This is a genomic window from Micromonospora sp. NPDC048868 (genome assembly GCF_043198195.1).
GTDB lineage: Bacteria > Actinomycetota > Actinomycetes > Mycobacteriales > Micromonosporaceae > Micromonospora > Micromonospora reichwaldensis.
In genome coordinates, this window is the sequence record NZ_JBICUN010000023.1 from 70,885 (window position 1) to 94,120 (window position 23,236).

Sequence of the window (23,236 nt, forward strand, 5' to 3'; positions counted from 1 at the left end):
CCGCGCTAGTGTTCATCTTTGTTCGAACACGTTTGACCGCGTGAGGGCGCGCGGCTGGCACGGAGGTGCGGCGGATGCTCGCTCAGCAACGGCAGGCGGCCATCCTGGACCGGGTCCGCGCCACCGGCGGCGTGCGGGTCACCGAGCTGGCCGCCGAGTACGGCGTCTCGGACATGACCATCCGGCGCGACCTGGAGGCGCTGCACGAGCGCGGCCTGCTGGCCAAGGTGCACGGCGGCGCCACGGTGGCCGGCCCCGGCTCGACCGACGAGCCGGGCTTCCGGGCCAAGTCGGTGCGGCAACTGGCCGAGAAGGCGGCCATCGCGGGCCGCGCCGCCGAGCTGGTCCGCCCCGGGGCGGCGGTCGCCCTCTCCGCCGGCACCACCACCGCCGAGCTGGCCCGTCGGCTGGTCGACGTGCCGGGCCTGACCGTCGTCACCAACTCGCTGCCGGTGGCCGAGATCCTGCACGCCGGCGGCCGGTCCGACCAGACCGTGGTGCTCACCGGCGGGGTGCGTACGCCGTCGGACGCGCTGGTCGGGCCGCTGGCCGTCGCCGCCATCCGGTCGCTGCACCTGGACCTGCTCTTCCTCGGCGTGCACGGGATCACGGAACGGGCCGGGTTCACCACGCCGAACCTGATGGAGGCGGAGACCGACCGCGCCCTGGTGGCCGCCGCCGACCGGCTGGTCGTGCTCGCCGACCACACCAAGTGGGGCACCGTCGGCATCTCCTCGATCGTTGAGCTTTCCGCCGCCCACGTGCTGGTCACCGACGACCGGCTGCCCCCCGACGCGCAGCGGGCGCTCGACGACCGGGTGGGCGAACTGGTGGTCGTGTCCCCCGGCACGGGCGCGGGGCGGACGGCCACGACGACAGATGAGGGGATGGCGAGGTGAAGCGCACCGCGATCGCGCTGGCCGACGGCCGGGAGCTGATCTACTTCGACGAACGGGACGACGCCGTCCGCGACCAGCCGGACCGCCGCGAGCTGCCCCCGCCACCGCCCGCGTCGCAGCTGCGCCTGGACCCGCTCACCGACGAGTGGGTGGCCGTCGCCGTGCACCGGCAGACGCGCACCTTCCTCCCGCCGGCCGACCAGTGCCCGCTCTGCCCCAGCACCGACGGCCGGCAGAGCGAGATCCCGGCGCCCGACTACGACGTCGCCGTCTTCGAGAACCGGTTCCCCTCCCTCAGCGGCCGGGTGGCCGAGGAGCCCGCCGAGATCACCCCGTTCACCCCGGTCCGCCCGGGTCGGGGCCGCTGCGAGGTGGTCTGCTTCACCGACGACCACAACGCGTCCTTCGCGTCCCTCCCGCCACGCCGGGTGCGCACCGTCCTCGACGCGCTCGCCGACCGCACGTCGGCGCTCGCGGAGCTGCCCGGCGTGGAGCAGGTGTTCTGCTTCGAGAACCGGGGCGTGGAGATCGGCGTGACCCTGCACCACCCGCACGGCCAGATCTACGCGTACCCCTTCGTGACCCCACGGACCCGGGCGCTGCTGGCCGCCGCCCGCCGGCACGCGGAACGCACCGGCGGGCGCAACCTCTACGCCGACGTGCTCGCCGCCGAGCGGGCCGGCGGCGACCGGGTGGTTGCCGCCAACGAGCACTGGACGGCGTACGTCCCGGCGGCGGCCCGCTGGCCGTTCGAGGTGCACGTGGCCCCGCACCGGCCGGTGCCGGACATCCCCGCGCTCGACGACGCCGAGCGGGACGCCTTCGGGCCGCTCTACCTGGACCTGCTGCGCCGCTTCGACGGGCTGTTCGACGTGCCGATGCCCTACATCGCCGCCTGGCACCAGGCGCCGGTACGCGTCGACCGCGAGCTGGGCCACCTGCACCTGCAGCTGTTCAGCATCCGGCGCGCGAAGGACAAGCTGAAGTACCTGGCGGGCTCGGAGTCCGCGATGGGCGTCTTCATCAACGACATCGCCCCGGAGCGCGCCGCCGAACTCCTCCGCGCCGCCTGAGCCCCGACACCGCGCCCAGCGGGGGCAAGACGGCGACCGGCCTGAACCCGACCGGCGCTGCCAGGTGGAGCGGTACCGGTGGGGGCGGGCGGTCGGGCCGGCCCCGGTGGCGGGGCGGAGACAGGGCGCGGGGGGCCCGGGACAGGGCCCCCCGCAGGGAAGGGACGGCTGGCTGTGCGCGACAGCCGGGAAGGCTGGCTGATCGGCACGCTTGCCGCGAGGCGACCGCGGTCAACCTTCCTGGACGCGACTGGCATCTCGTCCACCCAGGTCAACGAGGCGCGCCGACGTAGGTGACGCGGGACGGCGCGTCACCCGCCGACACGCCGCAAGCCGACCCACGGGCGTCGCCGGATCCGGGCGAGCCGAGTAGATCTTGGTAGTAACAGGCCCCTGGAGGGGCCGTTTCTCACCAAGATCTCAGGCGCTCGCCCGGCGACCACCGCCAGAGACCACGGAGCCCGCCGGCGGGTGCCGGCGGGCTCCTGGTGATGCGGTGGCAGCACCGTCAGGTGCCACCGGAAGGCGCGGAGAGGATCAGGCGGAGAGCTTGCGCGCCAGGTTCTCGTCGAGCGCGTTCATGAACTCGTCGGTGGTCAGCCACGGGGCGTCCCGCGAGATGAGCAGCGAGAGGTCCTTGGTCATCTGGCCGCCCTCGACGGTGTCGACGATGACCTGCTCCAGGGTGTTGGCGAACTCGGTGACCGCCGGGGTGCCGTCCAGCTTGCCCCGGTGGGCCAGGCCCCGGGTCCAGGCGTAGATCGACGCGATCGGGTTGGTCGAGGTCTTCTCGCCCTTCTGCCACTGCCGGTAGTGCCGGGTGACCGTGCCGTGCGCGGCCTCGGCCTCGACCGTACGGCCGTCCGGGGAGAGCAGCACCGAGGTCATCAGGCCCAGCGAGCCGAAGCCCTGCGCGACGGTGTCGGACTGCACGTCACCGTCGTAGTTCTTGCAGGCCCAGACGTAGCCGCCCTCCCACTTGAGCGCGGCGGCGACCATGTCGTCGATGAGCCGGTGCTCGTAGGTGAGACCGGCGGCGTCGAACTCGGCCTTGAACTCGGCCTCGAACACCTCGGCGAAGATGTCCTTGAACCGACCGTCGTACGCCTTGAGGATGGTGTTCTTCGTCGACATGTAGACCGGGTAGTTGCGGTCCAGGCCGTAGCGGAACGAGGCGCGGGCGAAGTCCCGGATCGACTCGTCGTAGTTGTACATGCCCATGGCGATGCCGCCGCCGGGGAAGTTGGCGACCTCCATCTCCATCGGCTCGCCGCCGTCGGCCGGGGTGTAGGTGATGGTCACCGTGCCCGGGCCCGGGACGACGAAGTCGGTGGCCTTGTACTGGTCACCGTGGGCGTGCCGGCCGATGATGATCGGCTTGGTCCAGCCGGGGACCAGCCGCGGCACGTTGGACATGATGATCGGCTCGCGGAAGACGACGCCGCCGAGGATGTTGCGGATCGTGCCGTTCGGCGACCGCCACATCTTCTTCAGGCCGAACTCCTCCACCCGGGCCTCGTCCGGGGTGATGGTCGCGCACTTGACGCCGACGCCGTGCTCCTTGATGGCGTTGGCGGCGTCGACGGTGACCTGGTCGTCGGTCTCGTCGCGGTGCTGGATCGACAGGTCGTAGTAGTGCAGGTCGACGTCGAGGTAGGGCAGGATCAGCTGCTCCCGGATCTGCTTCCAGATGATCCGGGTCATCTCGTCGCCGTCGAGCTCAACGACCGGGTTGTTTACCTTGATCTTCGCCATCGGCCGGCGCTCCTCTCGGGGGACTCGTGCTCAAGCAGTACGAGCGTACTGGAAACTGATCGGCAGTCCCCAGCCGGCCTCGGTCGGGCCGGAACAAACGACGTGCACGGCGCACGGGACCGCTGACATGATCGCCGGATGCCGCTGAGCCGCATCCTCGGGTCTATCACGGTCACCGCGCTCACCGACGGCGAGGGGCCGTTCTTCCAGCCCCGCGCGGAGGCGTTCCCGGACGCCACGCCGGAGCACTGGCGCGCGGCCGACCGGCGGGACCCGGCCACGGTGACCGCCGACGGGCGGTGGTGGCTGCCGTTCCGCAGCTTCGCCATCCGCGCCGGTGACGGCCCGGTGACCCTGGTCGACGCCGGGATCGGCCCGGCCGGCTCCCCCGCCGCGAGCTGGGCGCCGGTGCCCGGCCGGCTGCCGGCCGAACTCGCCGCCGCCGGCATCGACCCGGCCGACGTACGCACGGTGGTGCTCACCCACCTGCACAGCGACCACATCGGCTGGGCGGTCACCGGCTCGCCGGGGACGCCGTACTTCCCGAACGCCGACTACCTGCTCCAGCGGGCCGAGCTGGCCGCCGTCGGGCAGCTCAACCCGGGGCTGTCGGCCGGCCTGGTCGCGCCGTTGCGCGCCGCCGGCCAGCTCCGGGTCGTCGACGGCGAGGAGAGGCTGAATCCGACGGTACGGCTGCTGCCGACGCCAGGGCACACGCCCGGCCACCAGTCGGTGCTGCTGGAGGTGGCCGACGAGCGGCTGCTGCTCACCGGCGACCTGCTGGTGCACGCCGTGCAACTGGTCGAACCCGAGCTGGCGTACGCCCACGAGGAGGACGCCGCGGCGGCGCGTGCCTCGCGGGTGGGGCTGCTGCGCGACCTGGCCGCGCGCGGGCCCGCGGTGCTCGCCACCCCGCACCTGGGCGAGGCGTTCGTGACGCTGTAGGGCGGAACGACGAGGGGGCACGCCGGCGGACCGGCGTGCCCCTCGACGGGTGGTGGATCACATGGAGGCGACGTCGCCCTGCTTGGCGCGGACGGCCTCGGCGGCCTCCTTCAGGCTGGCCAGCTCGTCGGCGTCCAGGTCGGTCTCGACGACCCGCTTGACGCCCTCGGCGCCGATCGCGGCCTCGACACCCAGGTAGACGCCGGAGATGCCGTACTCGCCGTCGACCCAGGCGCAGACCGGCATGACCTCGCCCGAGTCCTCCGCGACGGCCTTCGCCATCCGGGCGGCGGCGGCGGACGGCGCGTAGTACGCCGAACCGGTCTTGAGCAGCGCGACCACCTCGGCGCCGCCGTTGCGGGTCTTGACGACCAGCTCCTCGATCTGCTCGGCCGGCATGGCCTCACGCAGCGGCTTGCCGTCGACCGTGCTCTGCGACGGCACCGGCACCATCGTGTCGCCGTGCGAGCCGAGGGTCAGCGTCTTCACCGACTTCACCGGTACGCCCAGCGCCTCGGCCACGAAGTTGGTGAACCGGGCGGTGTCCAGCATGCCGGCCTGGCCGAGCACCCGGTTCTTCGGGAACTGGGTGGCGAGCTGGGCCAGCGCGGTCATCTCGTCGAGCGGGTTGGACACGACGATGACGACGGCGTTCGGGGCGTACTTGGCGACGTTCTCGGAGACCTGGCGGACGATCTTCGCGTTCGTCTCGAGCAGGTCCATGCGGCTCATGCCCGGCTTGCGCGGCAGACCGGCGGTGATCACCACGACGTCCGAGCCCTCGATCGCCTCGTAGCCCTCGCCGTTCGGGCCGGTGGTCGCGCCGACCACCTTGGTCTCGAAGCCCTCGATGGCGCGCGACTGGTTGAGGTCCAGGGCGAGACCTGCGGGCTTGCCCTCCACGATGTCGGTGATCACGACGGTGTCGAAGACGTCGTACTCGGCCAGGCGCTGTGCGGTGGTGGAGCCGTAGAAGCCGGCCCCGACGACAGTGACCTTCTTACCCATGGTCGTCCCACTCCCTGCTACCAGTCGGTTTTCCGGACCGTATCAGTCATCCTGGCACCGAACAGGCCAGGGGCGGCGACCATCGCCGGGATGGGGCGAACGTCACGGCCGTCCCCAAGGTGCAAGGACCCTTCCTCTACCCCAGGCGTCAGGAAGGTGCCCTTCCTGACGTCTCAGTCGCGCTCGGCCCGCTCCACGACGTTGGTCAGCAGCATCGCGCGGGTCATCGGGCCGACGCCGCCCGGCATGGGCACCAGCTTGCCGGCCACCTCCGCCGCGTCAGCCGCGACGTCGCCGGTGTAGCGGCCCTTGCCGTCCGGGCCGATGACCCGGGTAATGCCGACGTCGACCACGACCGCGCCCGGCGTGAGCATGTCGGCGGTGAGCAGGCCCGGCACGCCGGCGGCCACGATGACGATGTCGGCGGCCCGGGTGTGCGAGGCCAGGTCGAGGGTGCCGGTGTGGCAGAGGGTCACGGTGGCGTTCTCACTGCGGCGGGTGAGCAGCAGGCCGAGCGGACGGCCGACGGTGTTGCCGCGGCCGACCACGGCGACCTTGGCGCCGCGCAGCGGCACGTCGTGCCGGCGGAGCAGCTCGACGATGCCGCGCGGGGTGCAGGGCAGCGGGGCGTCGTAGCCCAGGACGAGCCGGCCGAGGTTGACCGGGTGCAGGCCGTCGGCGTCCTTGTCGGGGTCGATCAGCTCCAGCACCCGCTGGGTGTCGAGGTGGCCCGGCAGCGGCAGCTGGACGATGTAGCCGTGGCAGGCCGGGTCGGCGTTCAGCTCGGCGAGCACGGCGTCGACCTGCGCCTGGGTCGCGTCGGCCGGCAGTTCGCGGCGGATCGAGGCGACCCCCACCTCGGCGCAGTCGCGGTGCTTGCCGTTGACGTACGCCTGGGAGCCGGGGTCCGCACCCACCAGGACGGTGCCGAGCCCGGGGGTGATGCCGCGTTCCGCCAGTGCCTTGACCCGTGTCCGCAGCTCGTCCTTGATCTCGGCCGCGGTCGCCTTGCCGTCCAGAAGCGTCGCCGTCACGCCCAGATCGTCTCACGGTCGACGGCCGACGATCCGACGACCCGCGCCAAGCCCGCATGGTGACCACTAAGAGTGACGTGCGGTTAATCACCCTGAGTGACGCGCGGGGTCAACGAGCGCCGGCCGGAACCGGACTCCCCGGCGATCGGGGCGACGGAGGTGCACGGTCGGGCCGGGACGGCGCGAACGGGCGGACCGGACGCGACGGGCACCGACCGCGTCGAGAGTCCCCGCTGCCCAGCGCCATCTTCGCGGCGGCACGGCGTTAGCAGATCCGGCCCGCCACGACAAGGCCCCGACGGCGACTCCGTTATCGGTTCGTAACCCGCCCGTTGTCGATCGCCGGCCGGCGACCTACCGTTGCCCAACGTTGCGCAGCGTAAACCCAGCGCCGGGCCTGACTGCGCAGCGTGAGGAGATGAGGAGGCTACATGCGTGTTCGTAGGCTCGCTGCCTGGACCGCCCTCCCGCTCGCGGTGACCCTGGGCCTGGTGGCCTGCGGCTCGGGCGGCGACGGTGGATCCGGCGAGAGCAACCCTGACGCGGCCGTGCGGATCGAGATCGCCGAGCCGCAGCACCTGGTGCCCACCAACACCAACGAGACGAGCGGCTCGCAGGTGCTCGCCGCCCTGTTCAGCCCGCTTGTCGACTACGACGAGGCCAACAAGCCCCACGAGGTGGCGGCCGAGTCGGTGACGTCCGAGGACAACACGACCTGGACGGTCAAGCTGAAGGACGGCTACACCTTCCACAACGGCGAGAAGGTCACCGCCGACAACTACGTCGACGCCTGGAACTACGGCGCCTACGCCCCGAACGGCCAGAACTCCAGCTACTTCTTCGAGAAGATCGCCGGCTACGAGGACATGCAGGGCGAGACCCCGAAGGCCAAGACGCTCAGCGGGCTGAAGAAGGTCGACGACCTGACCTTCACCGTCACGCTGTCGGAGCCGTACAGCGAGTTCAAGTCCGTGCTCGGCTACACCGCCTTCTACCCGATGCCGAAGGCCGCGTTCTCCGCGCCCGGCGTGCTGGCCGAGGGCTACGAGCAGGCGCCGGTCGGTCAGGGGCCGTTCAAGATGAAGGGCACCTGGCAGCACGACGCCAAGGTCGAGGTCGAGAAGTACGACGCCTTCCCCGGCGAGAAGCCGAAGGTGGCCGGCGTCGAGTTCCGGATCTACCAGCAGCCGACCGCCGCGTACGCGGACGTGCTCTCGGACAACCTGGACGTCATCAAGACCATCCCGACCGAGAACCTCTCGACGGCCGGCACCGACCTCGGTGACCGGTTCAAGCAGAGCTCCGCCTCGTCGCTCCAGGTGCTGGCCTTCCCGACGTTCCAGAAGGAGTTCAGCAACCCGGACGTGCGCAAGGCCATCTCGATGGCGATCGACCGGGACGAGATCACCAAGTCGATCTTCAAGGACTCGCAGCAGCCGGCCCGCTCGTTCGTCTCGCCGGTCGTCGCGGGCTACCGCGACAGCACCATCGGCGAGGCCGGCGAGTTCGACCCGGCCAAGGCCAAGAGCCTGTACCAGGCCGCGGGCGGCCCGGCGAGGATCGAGCTGTCCTACAACGGCGACGGCGGCCACAAGGACTGGATCGACGCGACCTGCAACCAGCTCAAGACCAACCTGGGCGTGGACTGCGTCGGCACCGCCGAGCCGAAGTTCGCGGACCTGCTGACCAAGGTGAAGGCCAAGCAGCCGGTCGGCCTGTTCCGGATGGGCTGGGTCATGGACTACCCGTCCATGGAGAACTACCTGGGCCCGCTGTACAGCAGCAACGGCTCGTCGAACTACTACGGCTACAGCAACCCCGAGTTCGACAAGCTGCTCGCCGAGGGCGCCAGCGCCGCGAACGAGGACGAGGCGATCAAGAAGTACCAGGCGGCCGAGGACCTGCTGGCGGAGGACCTGCCGGTGATCCCGCTGCGGTACGGCCAGAACAACTTCGGCCACTCCACCAAGGTGACGAACGTGGAGATGGATCTCTTCGACCGGATCGACCTCGTGAAGATCGAGGCCGTCAAGTAACACCACGGCAGTACGGGTCGGGCCATCGGCGGACGGTGGCCCGACCCGCCTTCCTCTTCGCACTTTTTCCGCCAGACTGCCAAGTATGTTCCGCTTCATCCTGCGGCGTCTGCTCCAGATGGTCCTCGCGTTCTTCGGGACCACGCTGATCGTCTACGCGCTGATGTTCGCCGGCCAGGGCGATCCCATCCAGGCGCTCGCCGGTGAGCGCCCGGTCACGGCGGCCCAGCGGGCATACCTGACGGAGAAGTTCCACCTCGACCGGACCGGGGTCGGCGGCTTCTTCTACCGCTACTTCGACTACCTCAAGAACCTGCTCCAGGGTGACCTCGGGCAGTCCCTCACCGGACGCTCGATCGGCGACATCCTGGCCGCCGCCTGGCCCGTCACGGTCAAGCTGGCGCTGATCGCCATGGCGGTCACCATCCTCTTCGGGGTCACCGCGGGCGTGCTCGCCGGCATCCGGCGGGCCAGCATCTTCGACAACTCGACCCTGCTGCTGACCCTGCTGGTGCTCGGCATCCCGACGATCGTGCTCGCGCCGCTGGCGCAGTATCTCCTCGGCGTCAGGTGGCAGCTCTTTCCGGCCACCGCCGGCGCCGACCCGGACCTGTACGCGCTCCTGCTGCCGGGCATCGTGCTCGGCTCGCTCTCGCTGGCCACCGCGCTGCGGCTGACCCGGACGTCCGTGGCCGAGAACCTGCGCGCCGACTACGTCCGCACCGCCCGGTCGAAGGGACTCGTGCGGCGGCGGATCGTCAGCGTCCACGTGCTGCGCAACTCGCTCATCCCGGTGGTCACCTTCCTCGGCGTCGAGCTGGGCAACCTGATGAGCGGCGCGATCATCACCGAGGGCGTGTTCAACATCCCCGGCGTCGGCTTCAACCTCTTCCGCGGCATCCGCACCGAGGACGGCCCGCTGGTGGTGGGCATCGTCAGCGTGCTCGTCGTGGTCTACCTCGTCTCCAACCTGGTGGTGGACGTCCTGTACGCCGTACTCGACCCGAGGATCCGCTATGAGTGACTTCGAGACCGTCGCGGCGAGCGAGAACCAGGCCGCACGGCGGGGGCCGTCGGGTGAGCCCGGCGCGCCGAACCAGGTCGGCGTACCGCAGAAGCCCCGCAGCCTGGCCGGCGACGCCTGGCGCGACCTGCGCCGCAAGCCGATCTTCTGGATCAGCCTCGCCCTGGTGGTGCTGGTCGCCGCCATGGCCGCCGTGCCCGGGCTGTTCACCGCGAACGACCCGCGCGACTGCGTGCTGGCCCGCCAGCACGCCGGGCCGTCCGGCGGGGCGATCTTCGGGTACGACTTCCAGGGCTGCGACACGTACGCCAGGGCGGTCTACGGCGCCCGCGCGTCGCTGCTGGTCGGCGCGCTCTCCGCGCTGCTCACCGGCCTGATCGCGCTCGCCGTGGGGATGCTGGCCGGCTACTTCGGCCGCTGGGTCGACGCGGTGCTCTCCCGGGTGATCGACGTCGTCCTCGGCATCCCGCTCCTGCTCGCAGCGATCGTGCTGCTCAAGCGGGTCAACAGCGACAGCTCGGCGGTCCGGGTCGGCGCGGTCATCTTCGTGCTGGCGATCCTCGGCTGGACCACCGCCGCCCGCGTCGTCCGCTCCTCGGTGATCACCGCCAAGGAGCAGGACTACGTCGCAGCGGCCCGGATGCTCGGCGCCGGCGACGGCCGGATCATGCTGCGGCACATCCTGCCCAACGCGCTCGCCCCGGCGATCGTGGTGCTGACGATCGCCCTCGGCTCGTTCATCGCCGCCGAGGCGACGCTGAGCTTCCTCGGCATCGGGCTCAGGGCACCGACCATCTCCTGGGGCATCGACATCGACGCGGGCCGGGTGCACATGCGGGAGTCGGTCACCCCGCTGCTGGTCCCCTCGACGTTCCTGGCGCTGACCGTGCTGGCGTTCATCATGCTCGGCGACGCGATCCGCGACGCCTTCGACCCGAAACTGCGCTGACCCCGCCCACCTGTCGCGAGCGAAAGGCGTGAACCGTGAGCCAGTCCGCCGTCCGACCCACGCCGGCCTCACCGACGCCCGAGGGCGGGCACCTGCTGGACGTACGGGACCTGCACGTCGAGTTCCGCACGGGCGAGGGCGTGGCCAGGGTGATCAACGGGGTCTCGTACCACCTCGATCCCGGCGAGACGCTCGCCGTGCTCGGTGAGTCGGGCTCCGGCAAGTCGGTCACCGCCCAGGCGATCATGGGCATCCTCGACACTCCCCCGGCCGTGATCCGCTCCGGCGAGATCCTCTACCAGGGGCGCGACCTGCTCAAGCTGCCGGAGGAGCAGCGCCGGCAGGTACGCGGCAAGGAGATAGCGATCATCTTCCAGGACGCCCTCTCCGCGCTGAACCCCGTCTTTCCGGTGGGCTGGCAGATCGGCGAGACGCTGCGTCAGCGCGAGGGCATGTCGAAGGCGGACGCCCGTGCCCGGGTCGTCGAGCTGATGGACCTGGTACGGATCCCCGCCGCCACCAGCCGGCTCGGCGACTACCCGCACCAGTTCTCCGGCGGCATGCGGCAGCGCGTCATGATCGCGATGGCGCTGGCGATGAACCCGAAGGTGCTGATCGCCGACGAGCCGACCACGGCCCTGGACGTCACCGTGCAGGCCCAGATCATGGATCTGCTGGCCGACCTGCGCCGCGACCTCGGCACGGCGATGATCCTGATCACGCACGACCTCGGTGTGGTCGCCGGCGTCGCGGACCGGATCGCCGTCATGTACGCCGGCCGGATCGTCGAGCACGCCGACGTCCGCTCGCTCTACCGGGCGCCGGCCCACCCGTACACGAAGGGGTTGCTGGAGTCGATCCCGCGGATGGACGTCCGGGGTCAGGAGCTCTCCACCATCAGGGGGCTGCCGCCCAACCTGATGCGGATCCCGTCCGGCTGCCCGTTCCACCCCCGGTGCCCGTACGTGCAGCAGGTCTGCGTCGACGTGGTGCCGCACGACCTGGTCCTGGGCGACGGCCGGACCAGCGCGTGCCACTTCGCCCAGGAGGTCCGTGATGACAGCGCCCGCTAGCCCGACCAAGGTGCGCGGCGAGACCATCCTCGCCGTCGACAACGTGGTCAAGCACTTCCCGATCCGCCGGGGCGTGCTCTTCCAGCGGCAGGTCGGCGCCGTCAAGGCCGTCGACGGGGTCAGCTTCGAGCTGCGCCGGGGCGAGACCCTCGGGGTGGTCGGCGAGTCCGGCTGCGGCAAGTCGACGCTGGCCCGGCTGCTGATGCGGCTGGAGACGCCGACCGCCGGCCGGGCCACCCTGGAGGGCCGGGACCTGTTCTCCGCCTCCGGAGGCGAACTGCGCCGGCTGCGGCGCAACATGCAGATGGTAATGCAGGACCCGTACACCTCGCTGAACCCGCGCATGACGGTCGGCGACATCATCGGCGAGCCGTTCGAGATCCACCCGGACGCCGCGCCGAAGGGCAGCCGGCGGGGCCGGGTGCGGGAGCTGCTCGACGTGGTCGGCCTGAACCCCGAGCACATCAACCGCTACCCGCACCAGTTCTCCGGCGGCCAGCGGCAGCGCATCGGCATCGCCCGCGCGCTCGCCCTGCGGCCCGAGATCATCGTCTGCGACGAGCCGGTCAGCGCCCTGGACGTGTCGATCCAGGCCCAGGTGATCAACCTGCTGGAGAAGCTCCAGGACGAGTTCGGCCTGTCGTACATCTTCATCGCGCACGACCTGTCGGTGGTCCGCCACATCTCGGACCGCGTCGCGGTCATGTACCTCGGCAAGATCGTGGAGATCGGCACCGAGGACGAGATCTACGAGCGGGCCACCCACCCGTACACACAGGCGCTGCTCTCGGCCGTGCCGGTGCCGGACCCGGAGGCCCGCGACCGGCGCACCATGATCCGGCTCACCGGCGACGTGCCGAGCCCGGCCGACCCGCCGAGCGGCTGCCACTTCCGCACCCGCTGCTGGAAGGCCCAGGAGGTCTGCGCCACCCAGGAGCCCCACACGGTCCTCCGCGCGGCGGACCCACACCCCTCGGCCTGCCACTTCGCCGAACTCCGCCCCACCCCCTGACCCTCCCCGGGAGGTCAGTGGAAGAAGTGGCGGGTGGAGGTCAGGTACATGGTGACGCCGGCCTGCTTGGCGGCGGCGATGACCTCCTCGTCGCGGATCGAGCCGCCCGGCTGCACGATCGCGCGGACGCCGGCGTCGATGAGGATCTTCGGACCGTCGGCGAAGGGGAAGAACGCGTCCGAGGCGCAGACCGCGCCACGGGCCCGGTCCGCTCCGGCCCGGCTGACCGCGAGGTGTGCCGAGTCGACCCGGTTGACCTGGCCCATCCCGACGCCGACCGTCGCGCCGTCGGAGGCCAGCAGGATCGCGTTGCTCTTCACCGCGCGTACCGCCCGCCAGGCGAAGGCCAGGTCGCGCAGGGTCGCCTCGTCCGCCGGCTCGCCGGTGGCCAGCCGCCAGTTGGCCGGGTCGTCGCCCTCGGCGTCGATCCGGTCGGCCATCTGCACCAGTACGCCGCCGGTGACCTGACGCCACTCGGCCGGCAGCGGGTCGAAGGCCGGCGCGTGCAGCAGCCGGATGTTCTTCTTCGCCTGGAGGACCTCCACCGCGCCCTCGTCGAAGCCGGGCGCCACCAGCACCTCGGTGAAGATCTCCGACACCTGCCGGGCCAGCTCGACCGAGACCGGCCGGTTGACCGCGATGACCCCGCCGTACGCGGACACCGGGTCGCAGGCGTGCGCCTTGCGGTGCGCCTCGGCCACGTCGGCGCCGACCGCGATGCCGCACGGGTTGGCGTGCTTGATGATCGCCACCGCCGGCTGGTCGGCGAAGTCGTTGGCCGCCCGCCACGCGGCGTCGGCGTCGACGTAATTGTTGTAGGACATCTCCTTGCCGTGCAGCTGCTCGGCCTGGGCGAGCCCGGCCGGGCTGGACGGGTCGACGTAGAGCGCGGCCGGCTGGTGCGGGTTCTCGCCATAGCGCAGCACCGCCTGCCGGCGCAGCGACAGCCCGGCGAAGCCCGGCCAGCCGTCCGCCTCGGGCGCCAGCGTGGTGGCGCACCACTCGGCCACCGCCACGTCGTACTCGGCGATGACGGCGAAGGCACGGGCCGCCAGCACGCGCCGCTGGGCCAGCGTGAAGCCGCCCTCGCCGAGCGCGGCGAACAGGGCCGGGTACGCGGCCGGGTCGGTCACCACGGCGACCGAGGCGTGGTTCTTGGCGGCCGCCCGGACCATCGCCGGACCGCCGATGTCGATCTGCTCGACGCACTCCTCGACGCCCGCGCCGGACGCGACGGTGGCCTGGAACGGGTAGAGGTTGGACACCAGCAGGTCGATACCGGCGATGCCGTGCTCGTCGAGCTGGGCGACGTGGGAGTCCTTGCGCAGGTCGGCGAGGAGGCCGCCGTGCACCTTCGGGTGCAGCGTCTTGACCCGCCCGTCGAGGATCTCCGGGAAGCCCGTCACCGTCTCGACCGGGGTCACCGGCACTCCCGCGCCGGCGATGGCCGAGGCAGTGCTGCCGGTCGAGACGATCTCCACCCCGGCCGTGTGCAGCGCCCGGGCCAGCTCGACCAGGCCGGTCTTGTCGTAGACGCTGACCAGCGCCCGCCTGATCGGGCGGCGTTCGTCCTGAGTGGAACTCACGGGACCGTGACCTTTCTTCCGGTGATCGTCCAACCTTCGCGGACCAGGCGGCCCACCTGCTCGACGAGCTGGCGCCGCTCGGCTTCCTTGATGCGCTCGGTGAGCGTCTCGACGTCGTCGTCGTCGCGCACCGGCACGGCGACCTGCGCGACGATCGGGCCGGTGTCCATGCCCGCGTCGACGAAGAAGAGCGTGGCCCCGGTGACCTTCACGCCGTAGGCGAGGGCGTCGCGCGGGCCGTGGATGCCGGGGAACGCCGGCAGCAGCGTGTTGTGCGTGTTCAGGTAGCGGTCGCCGAAGGCGGCCAGGAAGCGCGGGCCGACCAGCTTGAGGAAGCCCGCGGAGACGACCAGGTCGGGCCGGTGCTCGGCGACGCGGGCGGTCAGCGCGGCGTCCCAGTCCTCGCGGCCGGGGTGGTCGGCGACCCGCTCGACGAAGGTCGGCACACCGGCCGCGGCGGCCCGGTCCAGACCCGCGATGCCGTCCCGGTCGGCGCCGACGGCCACCACCCGGGCCCCGTACGCCGGATCGGCGCTCGCATCGAGCAGGGCCTGGAGGTTGCTCCCGGAGCCGGAGACGAGGACGACGATGCGGGCGACGGGCGCGGGCTCGGTCACCGGGCCACCCTATCGGGCCTGCCGCCGCGTCCATCCGCTGGGCATTGCGACATTCACCGACGACGCGAATGGCCCGGACCAGGTACGCTGCCGGTCGCTCGGGCCCGGCGCGCGTCGGCCCGCACCCGTCAGTGATCCGACGCCCCGCGAGGGTGTCGAGTGGAATGAGGAGTACGCCGAAATGCAGCCCGGATACCAGCCGCAGCAGCCGCAGATCAACAACAACATGACGATGTCGATCGTCGCCATCTTCCTCTTCTGGCCGCTGGCCATCCCGGCGATCATCAACGCCTCCAAGGTGAACCCGCTGCTCCAGCAGGGCGACTACGCCGGGGCCCAGGCCGCCGCCGCCGAGTCGAAGAAGTGGTCCAAGTGGGCCCTCATCGTCGGCATCAGCTGGTACGTGATCGTGCTGGTGTGCTGCCTGCTCGGTGGGCTCGCCGGTGTGGTGGGCGGCGACACCTCCACCAGCAGCTACTGACAGATCGGACGAGGAGTCGCATGCAGCCCGGTTACCCCGGACAGGATCCGTACGGCCAGCAGCCGCACCACGATCCGAACGCGCCGCACCACGACCCGTACGCCCCGCCGCCGGCGGCGCCGTACGGTCAGCAGCCCGTCTCCGGGCAGCCGAACGACCCGTACGCCGCGCCGCAGGATCCGTATGGCCAGCAGAACCCGTACGGCCAGCAGGACCCCTACGGCCAGCCGCCGACCTCGGGCCAGCCCTACGGGCAGCCGCCCACCTCGGGCCAGCCCTACGGGCAGCCGGCGCCGGGTCAGCCGTACGGGCAGCAGCCGTACCAGGACCCGTACGGCCAGCAGGCGTACTCGCAGCCGCCCATGTACCCCAACGCGGGATTCGCCGCGAAGGGGCCTGGGCAGCAGCAGAACACCCTCGGTCTGGTGTCCATGATCCTCGGCATCGCCTCAATCCCGATGGTCTGCTGCTACCTCGGCATCCCGCTGGGCATCGGTGCGCTGGTGACCGGGTGGATGGGCAAGCAGAAGGCCGCCCAGGGGCTGGCCGACAACAACGGTCAGGCCCTCGCCGGCCTGATCTGCGGCGCCATCGGCGTCGTGCTCGGCCTGCTCCAGATCATCTTCCTGGGCTTCAGTCTGACGCTGCCCAACCAGCCCTGACCGTCATGCGACAGGGGCGTCCCGGCCAGTCCGGGGCGCCCCTTCGGCGTCTCCCGGCCCCTCAGCGGGGCGCGCGGGACAGCACCCGGGTCGCGGCGGCGCCGATCAGCGCCCCGACCGTGACGACCGCGGTCGCCACCGCCGCCACCTGCCAGGCGACGGGCCCCACCTGGACCAGCCGGCCGCCACCGAGCGATCCGGCGGAGGCGGCCGCGGCGGCGCCCAGCAGCAGGCCGGCCACCGGGCCGGCGAGCGCCGCCGCCCCGAGCAGCGGCCCCCAGCGCAGCGGCGCCCGGTCGTCGGCGGCGAGCCGGAGCAGCCGGCGGGCCAGCAGCCAGCCCGCGGCCATCCCGGCGAGGACCGGCACCGCGAGCAGCCCGGCGCCGAGCCCGTCGACCGGCCCGCGCGGCAGCCCGGCCAGCAGCGGTACGGCCGGCAGCGCCCCCACGGAGACCTCGCTGGTGCGGACCGCCGTGTCGGTGCCGACGGCGAAACCCGGGCCGAGCAGGTAGCTGACCGACCAGACCGTGGCGTTGGGCGCGTAGGCGAGGCTGACCAGCGTGATCCCGGCCTGGCCGGCGACCCCGGTGCGGTAGGCCCCGATCAGGTCGGCGGCGTCCCCGCCCCCGGTGGCCACGGCGAGCCCCGCCGCGCCGGCCCCCGCGCCGAACAGCAGCAGCCCGGCGACGAGCCCGGTGCGGATCCCGTCGCGCAGCGCCTCCGGGGACCGCGCGGCGAGCAGGCCGGCCACGCGCGTGGTCCGGGCCGAGCCCACCAGGGCCCCGAGCGTGCCGAGCACCAGGAGGGTCAGCCCGGCGCGCACCGGTGACGCGCCGGCCAGCACCGCGCCGAGCACCCCGAGCAGCGCGTACGCGACGCCGACCGCGCCGGCGGCGAGGAGCGCCTGCCGGAGTGACCGGCCGCCCCGGGCACCGATGGCCCGGCTGGCGTGCACGCCCGCCCGGGTCAGCCGCCAGACGACCAGGGCGGTCAGCGCCAGCGGGGCCAGCCCGAGCGGGCCGGCGGCGGTGTCCAGCGGCACGCCGTGCCCGAGCAGCCAGCCGGCCAGCCCGGCGCGCAGCGCGCCCGGCACGGAGGCGGCACCCTCGCTGAGCTGGAACAGCCAGAGCACGACCACGACCGGCAGCCAGGAGGTGAGCGCCGCCCACCCGGCGGCGACCCCGGCGGCGACGACGAGCGGGGCGCGGCTGCGGCGCGGCTCGCCGGCGCGCGGCGCGGGCACCCGCCGGCTCCGCCCGACGGGCGCGGCCGGCCGGGCGCCGGGGCCGACGTCGGCGCCGGGACGGCTGGGCTGATCAGGGGTGACGGAGGACATCGCGTCTACTCTGGCATGCCGGGCCGGCGGTGGCAGTCCGATACCGCCCCGCAGCGGCGACGAGTTCCGTGATCCACCATCTCGGGCCCCCGATCCGGTCTAGCCTCGGGCGCAGGGACGCGACCGCAGGGTCGCGGCACCGACGTCCGGAGGAGAGCCGTGAACACTCCGTATCCGCCGCCCCCGCCGGCGCCGTCCGCGGCCGGTCGCGACCGCACGACGCTGTGGGGCGTGCTCGGCATCATCCTCGGCCTGCTCTGCTGCGGCATCCTGGGGATCGTCTTCGGTTACCTGTCGATCCGGGACGCCAAGCGCTTCGGCCAGTCGCCCGTGCTCGGCTACCTGGCGATCGCGTTCGGCGTACTCAACATCATCGGCAGCGGCGTCCTCTGGGCCGGCGGCAACTACCCGCTCTACAACGACTGAGGCCGCCCGCGCCACGGCGACCGGGGCCGCCGCGTCACGACGGCGGAGGGCCGACCGCGAACGGTCGGCCCTCCGGTCGTACGTCGCTCGGGCTCAGCCCGCGGACATGATCTCCCGCATGAGCTTGGCGGTCTCGGTCGGGGTCTTGCCGACCTTGACGCCGACCGCCTCCAGCGCGTCCTTCTTGGCCTCGGCGGTGCCCGCCGAGCCGGAGATGATCGCACCGGCGTGGCCCATGGTCTTGCCGGGCGGCGCGGTGAAGCCGGCGATGTAGCCGACCACCGGTTTGGTCACGTTCGCCTTGATGAACTCGGCGGCCCGCTCCTCGGCGTCGCCACCGATCTCACCGATCATGACGATCGCGTCGGTCTCCGGGTCGGCCTCGAACGCGGCGAGCGCGTCGATGTGGGTGGTGCCGATGATCGGGTCACCGCCGATGCCGACGCAGGTCGAGAAGCCGATGTCGCGCAGCTCGTACATCATCTGGTAGGTCAGCGTGCCGCTCTTGCTGACCAGGCCGATGCGGCCGGTGCCGGTGATGTCGGCCGGGATGATGCCGGCGTTGGAGGCGCCCGGCGAGGCGATGCCCGGGCAGTTCGGACCGATGATCCGGGTCCGCTCCCCCTTGGCGACGTTGTACGCCCAGAACGCGGCGGTGTCGTGCACCGGCACGCCCTCGGTGATCACCACGGCCAGGTCGATCCCGGCGTCGATCGCCTCGACGACCGCGCCCTTGGTGAACTGCGGCGGTACGAAGATCACGGTCACGTCCGCACCGGTCTGCGCCATCGCGTCCGCGACGCTGGCGAAGACCGGCAGCTCGGTGCCGTCGAAGTCGACCGTCTGGCCCGCCTTGCGCGGGTTGACGCCGCCGACGACGTTGGTGCCCGCGGCGAGCATCCGCCGGGTGTGCTTGGAACCCTCGGAACCGGTCATCCCCTGGACGATGACCTTCGAGTCCTTGGTCAGCCAGATAGCCATTGTCAGACCCCCGCAGCCGCCAGCTCGGCGGCCCGCTCGGCCGCGCCATCCATCGTGTCGACCCGCTGGACCAGCGGGTTGTTCGCGCCGTCGAGGATCGCCCGGCCGGCCTCGGCGTTGTTGCCGTCGAGGCGGACGACCAGCGGCTTGGTGACCTGCTCGCCGCGCTGCTCGAGCAGGGCCAGCGCCTGCACGATGCCGTTGGCGACCTCGTCGCAGGCGGTGATGCCGCCGAAGACGTTGACGAAGACGCTCTTCACCGACGGGTCGGACAGGACGATCTCCAGCCCGTTCGCCATCACGGCGGCGCTCGCGCCACCGCCGATGTCGAGGAAGTTGGCCGGCTTGACGCCGCCGTGCCGCTCACCGGCGTACGCGACCACGTCGAGGGTCGACATGACCAGGCCGGCGCCGTTGCCGATGATCCCGACCTCGCCGTCGAGCTTGACGTAGTTGAGGTCCTTCTCCTTGGCGGCCTGCTCCAGCGGGTCCACCGCGGCCTGGTCGACAAGCGCCTCGTGGTCCGGGTGCCGGAACCCGGCGTTCTCGTCGAGGGTGACCTTGGCGTCGAGCAGCAGCAGCTTGCCCTCGCCGGTCTTGGCCAGCGGGTTCACCTCGACCAGCGTGGCGTCCTCGGCGACGAAGGCCTTCCACAGCCCCACGGCGGCCTCGACGACCTGGTCCGCGACCTCGGCCGGGAAGTTGGCGGCGGTGACGATCTCGCGCGCCTTCGCCTCGTCGACGCCGGTGTTGGCGTCGATCGGGGCCTTGACGACCTTCTCCGGGGTCTCGGCGGCGACCTGCTCGATGTCCATGCCGCCGGCGACGCTGGCGATGCAGAGGAAGGTGCGGTTCGCCCGGTCGAGCAGGTAGGAGAAGTAGTACTCCTCGGCCACGTCCGCGGTCACCGTGATCATGACCTTGTGGACCGTGTGGCCCTTGATGTCCATGCCCAGGATGTCGGTGGCGCGGGCCACCGTCTCCTCGGCGCCCTCGGCCAGCTTCACGCCGCCGGCCTTGCCTCGGCCACCGACCTTCACCTGCGCCTTGACGACCACCCGACCGCCGAGGCGTTCGGCGATCGCGCGGGCCTCCTCCGGGGTCGTGGCGACGCCGCCGGCGAGCACGGGCAAGCCGTGCCGTTCGAACAGGTCCCGCCCCTGGTACTCGTACAGGTCCACGTTTGCGCGTCCCGTCCCGTCTCCGCGGCGCGCCGTCGCGCCGCCACCAGCGTTATGGAAAACAGTTTGACGCCTGTCATCACTCGAAACAGGCCATTGGGCGCAGCCTAGCGAGGTGGACACCGCCGGCAACCGAGCGGGTGCACGTTGTGTGGTAATGCACAATCGGCGGCGTCGCGCGGCCTTTCCGCGACTTCGGCCCGATGTCAGCCGTCCGGGCGATGTTGCCGGGGGCGCGTAACCCGTCCGTGGGGGCGTCGTTGAGTCAGGTGTCGGAGCGCTGATGCAGCGCGGCGACGGGAGCGGCCGATGCCCTGTCGGTCGAGGGGTGGCGGCGGGGCATCGTGCATAGAGGGGCCGGACGTGTGAGGGGTGCGTCCGGCCCCTCCCCCTGTCCGGATTCGGCCGCCGAGCAGCCCCGAGCCCGCGACCGCCGTCAGGCGACCGGCTGGGCGACGTTCTGCCGGACCCACTCGACGATCGACTGGGTCGTCGCGCCCGGCGTGAAGATCTTGGCGACCCCGAGCCGCTGGAGCTCCGGGATGTCGGCGTCGGGAATGATGCCGCCGCCGAACACGACGATGTCGCGGGCGTCGCGCTCACCGAGCAGCTCCACCACCCGCCGGAACAGCGTCATGTGCGCCCCGGACAGCACGGAGAGCCCGACCGCGTCGGCGTCCTCCTGGATCGCGGTCTCCACGATCTGCTCCGGGGTCTGGTGCAGGCCGGTGTAGATGACCTCCATGCCGGCGTCCCGCAGGGCACGCGCGACGACCTTTGCACCACGGTCGTGGCCGTCCAGGCCCGGCTTGGCGACGACGACCCGTACACGAGAGCTCATCAGCGCATCCCTTTCACCGGCTCCGCGGCTTCACTGAACGAACGGTAACCCGCCCGACCCTGCCCGGGAAATCCGGGCGGCGAACCTCACGCGCACGAACCCGGCCGGACTCCCGTCGGTGCCGGTACGGCGGACCGCGCCAGCCCTCGTCGTCAAGCCGGACGACTCCGCCGTTCGGTCACCCTGCGCGACGAACGGGCAGTTAAGGGGGCACCGTTCGAGGGGTACGACCCATGACAATCACGGACGGAAAGGGACAGAACGCGGTAGCAATTCGGCGCTTCGGCTTGTGACGGGACTGGTGGTTGGCTAACGTGTCCACGGTTGTCATCAGGTCCACGGACGGGTGACGACGCGGCCAGCCGGCGTTCACCCGAGCTTCACGGGCGTCGAGGAAGCCGCTTCGGATCCCCGACAACGGAGGGTGTGCGTGCGCCAGCGCCTGTCGTCTGAGCCCGATCGATATCGCGGTCGCCGCCGCGTACCCACCCCCCCGCGTAGCCGCTACGCAGCGGTGGTCACCACCGCGTTCGTCGGCGCCGGCATCGTCGCGATCGGCGCCGGCGCCCTGCCGGACGCCAAGAGCGTCAGCCCGTCGGTCCTCGACGAGCTCAAGGCCGCCTCGACCATCAACCAGGACGCCGCGGCCCGTGGCGACAACGCCGACCGCGCCAGCCGCGACAGCGACCGCGCCGGAGGCACCGAGTCCGCCGAGCCCGAGGTCTGGCTGCTCCCCCTCCAGGGCTACGAGTTCAACTCGCCCTACGGCATGCGCTGGGGCAAGCTGCACACCGGCGTGGACCTGGTCGCCCCCGAGGGAACCCCCTACGTCGCCATCCACGGCGGCACCGTCACCAAGGCCGGCTGGTTCGGCGGCTACGGCCACACCGTGATCGTCCAGCACGCCGACGGCAGCGAGGCGATCTACGGCCACTCCTCGGCGCTGAGCGTCAAGGAGGGCCAGCAGGTGAAGGCGGGCGACCAGCTCGGCCTCGTGGGCAACACCGGCCACTCCTACGGCTCCCACCTGCACCTGGAGGTGCATGTCAAGGGCGAGCCGCTCGACCCGGTGCCGTGGCTCAAGGAGCGCGGAGTGGACATCAAGCTACAAGTCGAGGCGTACTACAGCGAGGTAGCCGCGTCCTGACGCTGCGCATCGCCCGTCGACCGCCCGGATCTGCCGATCCGGGCGGTTTTTCGTGTGCCACCGGAGTCGAAAGTGAGCCGGGCCACACCGGCGACTGTGACCGGCGCCATCCCCACACATGATCACTTTTACGGTCGAACAACCCCGAACGGGGACGCAACGGGCGGATGCGGCCGTCGTCGGCCCGCCCGCACCCCGTCCCACTACCCGTCACGCCGCGTGTCGACACCAGTATTTCGAGGTCAAGTGCCCCCTCGATCAGTGAAGGTCCGCCGTGCAGGAAGACATTCGGAACGAGAACACCCCCGACGCCCCCGTCCGGCCCCGGAGGCGGATCGGCGGCCGCACCCGCGTGATCATCGCCGCGGCGGCCCTGACGGGCCTCGGCCTCGGCGGCGCCGCCTTCGCGGCCACCGGGAACGACGAGCCCTCCGTCCCGGCCGCCGCCGTGGACACGCAGGCCCGCGCGGAGGCCGCCGACCGCGCCGACCGTTCCGCCCGCGAGACGACCGCCCCGGCCACCCCCTCGGCGAGCCCGACGCCCAGCCCGACGAAGGCCAGCCCGTCGGCGAAGCCCCGCCCGAAGGCGACCACCGCCAAGCCGAAGCCGAAGAAGACCAGCAAGCCGAAGCCCAGTTGGGTCATCCCGATGAAGGGAGCGGCGATCACCTCCTGCTACGGCCCGCGCTGGGGCACCCAGCACGCCGGCATCGACTTCGCGCTGCCCGCCGGCACCCCGGTCCGCGCGGCCTTCGGCGGCACCGTCACCAAGGCCGGCGACGTCGGCGACGGGTACGGCATCTCCGTCTTCGTCGACCACGGCAACGGCTACCTGACCCACTACGCCCACCTGAGCACCACCAAGGTGGGCGTGGGCGACAAGGTCGCCGCCGGGCAGACCATCGGCCTGGAGGGTTCCACCGGCGACTCCACCGGCCCACACCTGCACTTCGAGGTGCACCAGGGTCAGATGTGGAACCAGATCGACCCCGCGCCGTTCCTGCGCGCCCGGGGCATCGACGTGGCCTGCTGACCCGCACCTACCGGCGTGGGGCGGGGGCGGGGGGGGGGGGGGCGGGCGGCGGCCCCCCCCCCCCCGGGGGGGGCGGGGCGGGGGGGGGGGCCCCCCCCCCCCGCGCGGGGGGGGGGGGGGCCGGGCGCGCCGCGCCC

Annotated in this window: 22 protein-coding genes; 13 read left to right on the top strand and 9 right to left on the bottom strand. The window is 72.0% G+C overall.

The window, feature by feature from the left end:
- Positions 1-74 precede the first annotated feature (74 nt).
- A complete protein-coding gene (locus ACGFNF_RS26930) occupies positions 75-899 on the top strand; it encodes a DeoR/GlpR family DNA-binding transcription regulator (protein WP_357577839.1) in 825 nt (274 codons plus the stop codon).
- Complete coding sequence (gene galT, locus ACGFNF_RS26935; RefSeq protein WP_327029545.1) at positions 896-1,972, top strand: galactose-1-phosphate uridylyltransferase; 1,077 nt, start codon at positions 896-898, stop codon at positions 1,970-1,972. The genes ACGFNF_RS26930 and galT overlap by 4 nt, the downstream gene beginning before the upstream one ends.
- 537 nt (positions 1,973-2,509) lie before the next feature.
- Here the strand turns inward: galT and ACGFNF_RS26940 are convergent.
- Positions 2,510-3,727: an NADP-dependent isocitrate dehydrogenase gene (locus ACGFNF_RS26940; RefSeq protein ID WP_132231004.1), complete on the bottom strand. Its 1,218-nt coding sequence runs from the start codon at positions 3,725-3,727 to the stop codon at positions 2,510-2,512.
- A 138-nt stretch (positions 3,728-3,865) separates the two neighbouring features.
- Here ACGFNF_RS26940 and ACGFNF_RS26945 point away from each other — a divergent pair, with 138 nt between their 5' ends.
- On the top strand, positions 3,866-4,672 hold the full coding sequence (locus ACGFNF_RS26945) for an MBL fold metallo-hydrolase (RefSeq protein ID WP_393171494.1): 807 nt from the start codon (positions 3,866-3,868) through the stop codon (positions 4,670-4,672).
- A gap of 57 nt (positions 4,673-4,729) precedes the next feature.
- Here ACGFNF_RS26945 and mdh read toward each other — a convergent pair whose 3' ends face one another.
- On the bottom strand, positions 4,730-5,680 hold the full coding sequence (mdh, locus tag ACGFNF_RS26950; RefSeq protein ID WP_088998471.1) for a malate dehydrogenase: 951 nt from the start codon (positions 5,678-5,680) through the stop codon (positions 4,730-4,732).
- A 173-nt stretch (positions 5,681-5,853) separates the two neighbouring features.
- Positions 5,854-6,714: a bifunctional methylenetetrahydrofolate dehydrogenase/methenyltetrahydrofolate cyclohydrolase gene (locus ACGFNF_RS26955; RefSeq protein WP_393171496.1), complete on the bottom strand. Its 861-nt coding sequence runs from the start codon at positions 6,712-6,714 to the stop codon at positions 5,854-5,856.
- Positions 6,715-7,145: 431 nt separating this feature from the next.
- On the opposite strand from ACGFNF_RS26955, the gene ACGFNF_RS26960 reads away from it, so the two are divergent.
- The 5 genes from ACGFNF_RS26960 (at position 7,146) to ACGFNF_RS26980 (ending at position 12,808) form a co-directional block, all read left to right on the top strand.
- A complete protein-coding gene (locus tag ACGFNF_RS26960) occupies positions 7,146-8,750 on the top strand; it encodes an ABC transporter substrate-binding protein (protein ID WP_393171498.1) in 1,605 nt (534 codons plus the stop codon).
- Positions 8,751-8,835: 85 nt separating this feature from the next.
- A complete protein-coding gene (locus ACGFNF_RS26965) occupies positions 8,836-9,774 on the top strand; it encodes an ABC transporter permease (protein ID WP_151456057.1) in 939 nt (312 codons plus the stop codon).
- A complete protein-coding gene (locus ACGFNF_RS26970; RefSeq protein WP_311410739.1) occupies positions 9,767-10,723 on the top strand; it encodes an ABC transporter permease in 957 nt (318 codons plus the stop codon). Before ACGFNF_RS26965 ends, ACGFNF_RS26970 begins: the two co-directional genes overlap by 8 nt.
- A 35-nt stretch (positions 10,724-10,758) precedes the next feature.
- On the top strand, positions 10,759-11,796 hold the full coding sequence (locus ACGFNF_RS26975) for an ABC transporter ATP-binding protein (RefSeq protein WP_357577844.1): 1,038 nt from the start codon (positions 10,759-10,761) through the stop codon (positions 11,794-11,796).
- Positions 11,780-12,808 (top strand): ABC transporter ATP-binding protein, encoded by a 1,029-nt coding sequence (locus ACGFNF_RS26980; RefSeq protein ID WP_393171500.1) that lies wholly within the window; start codon positions 11,780-11,782, stop codon positions 12,806-12,808. Before ACGFNF_RS26975 ends, ACGFNF_RS26980 begins: the two co-directional genes overlap by 17 nt.
- A gap of 14 nt (positions 12,809-12,822) precedes the next feature.
- Here ACGFNF_RS26980 and purH read toward each other — a convergent pair whose 3' ends face one another.
- Both purH and purN read right to left on the bottom strand, forming a co-directional pair.
- Positions 12,823-14,394 (bottom strand): bifunctional phosphoribosylaminoimidazolecarboxamide formyltransferase/IMP cyclohydrolase, encoded by a 1,572-nt coding sequence (gene purH / locus ACGFNF_RS26985; protein WP_393171502.1) that lies wholly within the window; start codon positions 14,392-14,394, stop codon positions 12,823-12,825.
- Positions 14,391-15,011: a phosphoribosylglycinamide formyltransferase gene (purN, locus tag ACGFNF_RS26990; protein WP_357577847.1), complete on the bottom strand. Its 621-nt coding sequence runs from the start codon at positions 15,009-15,011 to the stop codon at positions 14,391-14,393. Before purN ends, purH begins: the two co-directional genes overlap by 4 nt.
- Positions 15,012-15,192: 181 nt before the next feature.
- On the opposite strand from purN, the gene ACGFNF_RS26995 reads away from it, so the two are divergent.
- Both ACGFNF_RS26995 and ACGFNF_RS27000 read left to right on the top strand, forming a co-directional pair.
- On the top strand, positions 15,193-15,492 hold the full coding sequence (locus tag ACGFNF_RS26995) for a CD225/dispanin family protein (RefSeq protein WP_132230994.1): 300 nt from the start codon (positions 15,193-15,195) through the stop codon (positions 15,490-15,492).
- A gap of 20 nt (positions 15,493-15,512) precedes the next feature.
- The gene (locus tag ACGFNF_RS27000) at positions 15,513-16,154 is read left to right on the top strand and encodes a DUF4190 domain-containing protein (RefSeq protein ID WP_393171504.1); all 642 of its coding nucleotides are present in this window, start codon (positions 15,513-15,515) and stop codon (positions 16,152-16,154) included.
- A gap of 61 nt (positions 16,155-16,215) precedes the next feature.
- On the opposite strand, the gene ACGFNF_RS27005 is transcribed toward ACGFNF_RS27000, so the two are convergent.
- Complete coding sequence (locus tag ACGFNF_RS27005; RefSeq protein WP_393171506.1) at positions 16,216-17,490, bottom strand: DUF6350 family protein; 1,275 nt, start codon at positions 17,488-17,490, stop codon at positions 16,216-16,218.
- A 159-nt stretch (positions 17,491-17,649) separates the two neighbouring features.
- On the opposite strand from ACGFNF_RS27005, the gene ACGFNF_RS27010 reads away from it, so the two are divergent.
- Positions 17,650-17,916, top strand: a complete 267-nt coding sequence (locus ACGFNF_RS27010) for a DUF4190 domain-containing protein (RefSeq protein WP_132230991.1) — start codon at positions 17,650-17,652, stop codon at positions 17,914-17,916.
- A 93-nt stretch (positions 17,917-18,009) separates the two neighbouring features.
- Here the strand turns inward: ACGFNF_RS27010 and sucD are convergent, their stop codons facing one another.
- The 3 genes from sucD to ACGFNF_RS27025 form a co-directional block, all read right to left on the bottom strand.
- A complete protein-coding gene (gene sucD, locus ACGFNF_RS27015; RefSeq protein ID WP_132230990.1) occupies positions 18,010-18,897 on the bottom strand; it encodes a succinate--CoA ligase subunit alpha in 888 nt (295 codons plus the stop codon).
- A 2-nt stretch (positions 18,898-18,899) separates the two neighbouring features.
- Positions 18,900-20,078, bottom strand: a complete 1,179-nt coding sequence (sucC, locus tag ACGFNF_RS27020; protein WP_357579164.1) for an ADP-forming succinate--CoA ligase subunit beta — start codon at positions 20,076-20,078, stop codon at positions 18,900-18,902.
- 436 nt (positions 20,079-20,514) lie between these two features.
- Positions 20,515-20,919, bottom strand: a complete 405-nt coding sequence (locus ACGFNF_RS27025; RefSeq protein WP_132230988.1) for a cobalamin B12-binding domain-containing protein — start codon at positions 20,917-20,919, stop codon at positions 20,515-20,517.
- 430 nt (positions 20,920-21,349) lie between these two features.
- Here ACGFNF_RS27025 and ACGFNF_RS27030 point away from each other — a divergent pair, with 430 nt between their 5' ends.
- The gene (locus tag ACGFNF_RS27030) at positions 21,350-22,066 is read left to right on the top strand and encodes a M23 family metallopeptidase (protein WP_393171509.1); all 717 of its coding nucleotides are present in this window, start codon (positions 21,350-21,352) and stop codon (positions 22,064-22,066) included.
- Positions 22,067-22,340: 274 nt separating this feature from the next.
- Positions 22,341-23,099 carry a M23 family metallopeptidase gene (locus tag ACGFNF_RS27035; RefSeq protein ID WP_393171510.1) on the top strand — a complete coding sequence of 253 codons (759 nt, stop codon included), beginning with the start codon at positions 22,341-22,343 and terminating at the stop codon, positions 23,097-23,099.
- The last annotated feature ends 137 nt before the right edge of the window (positions 23,100-23,236 follow it).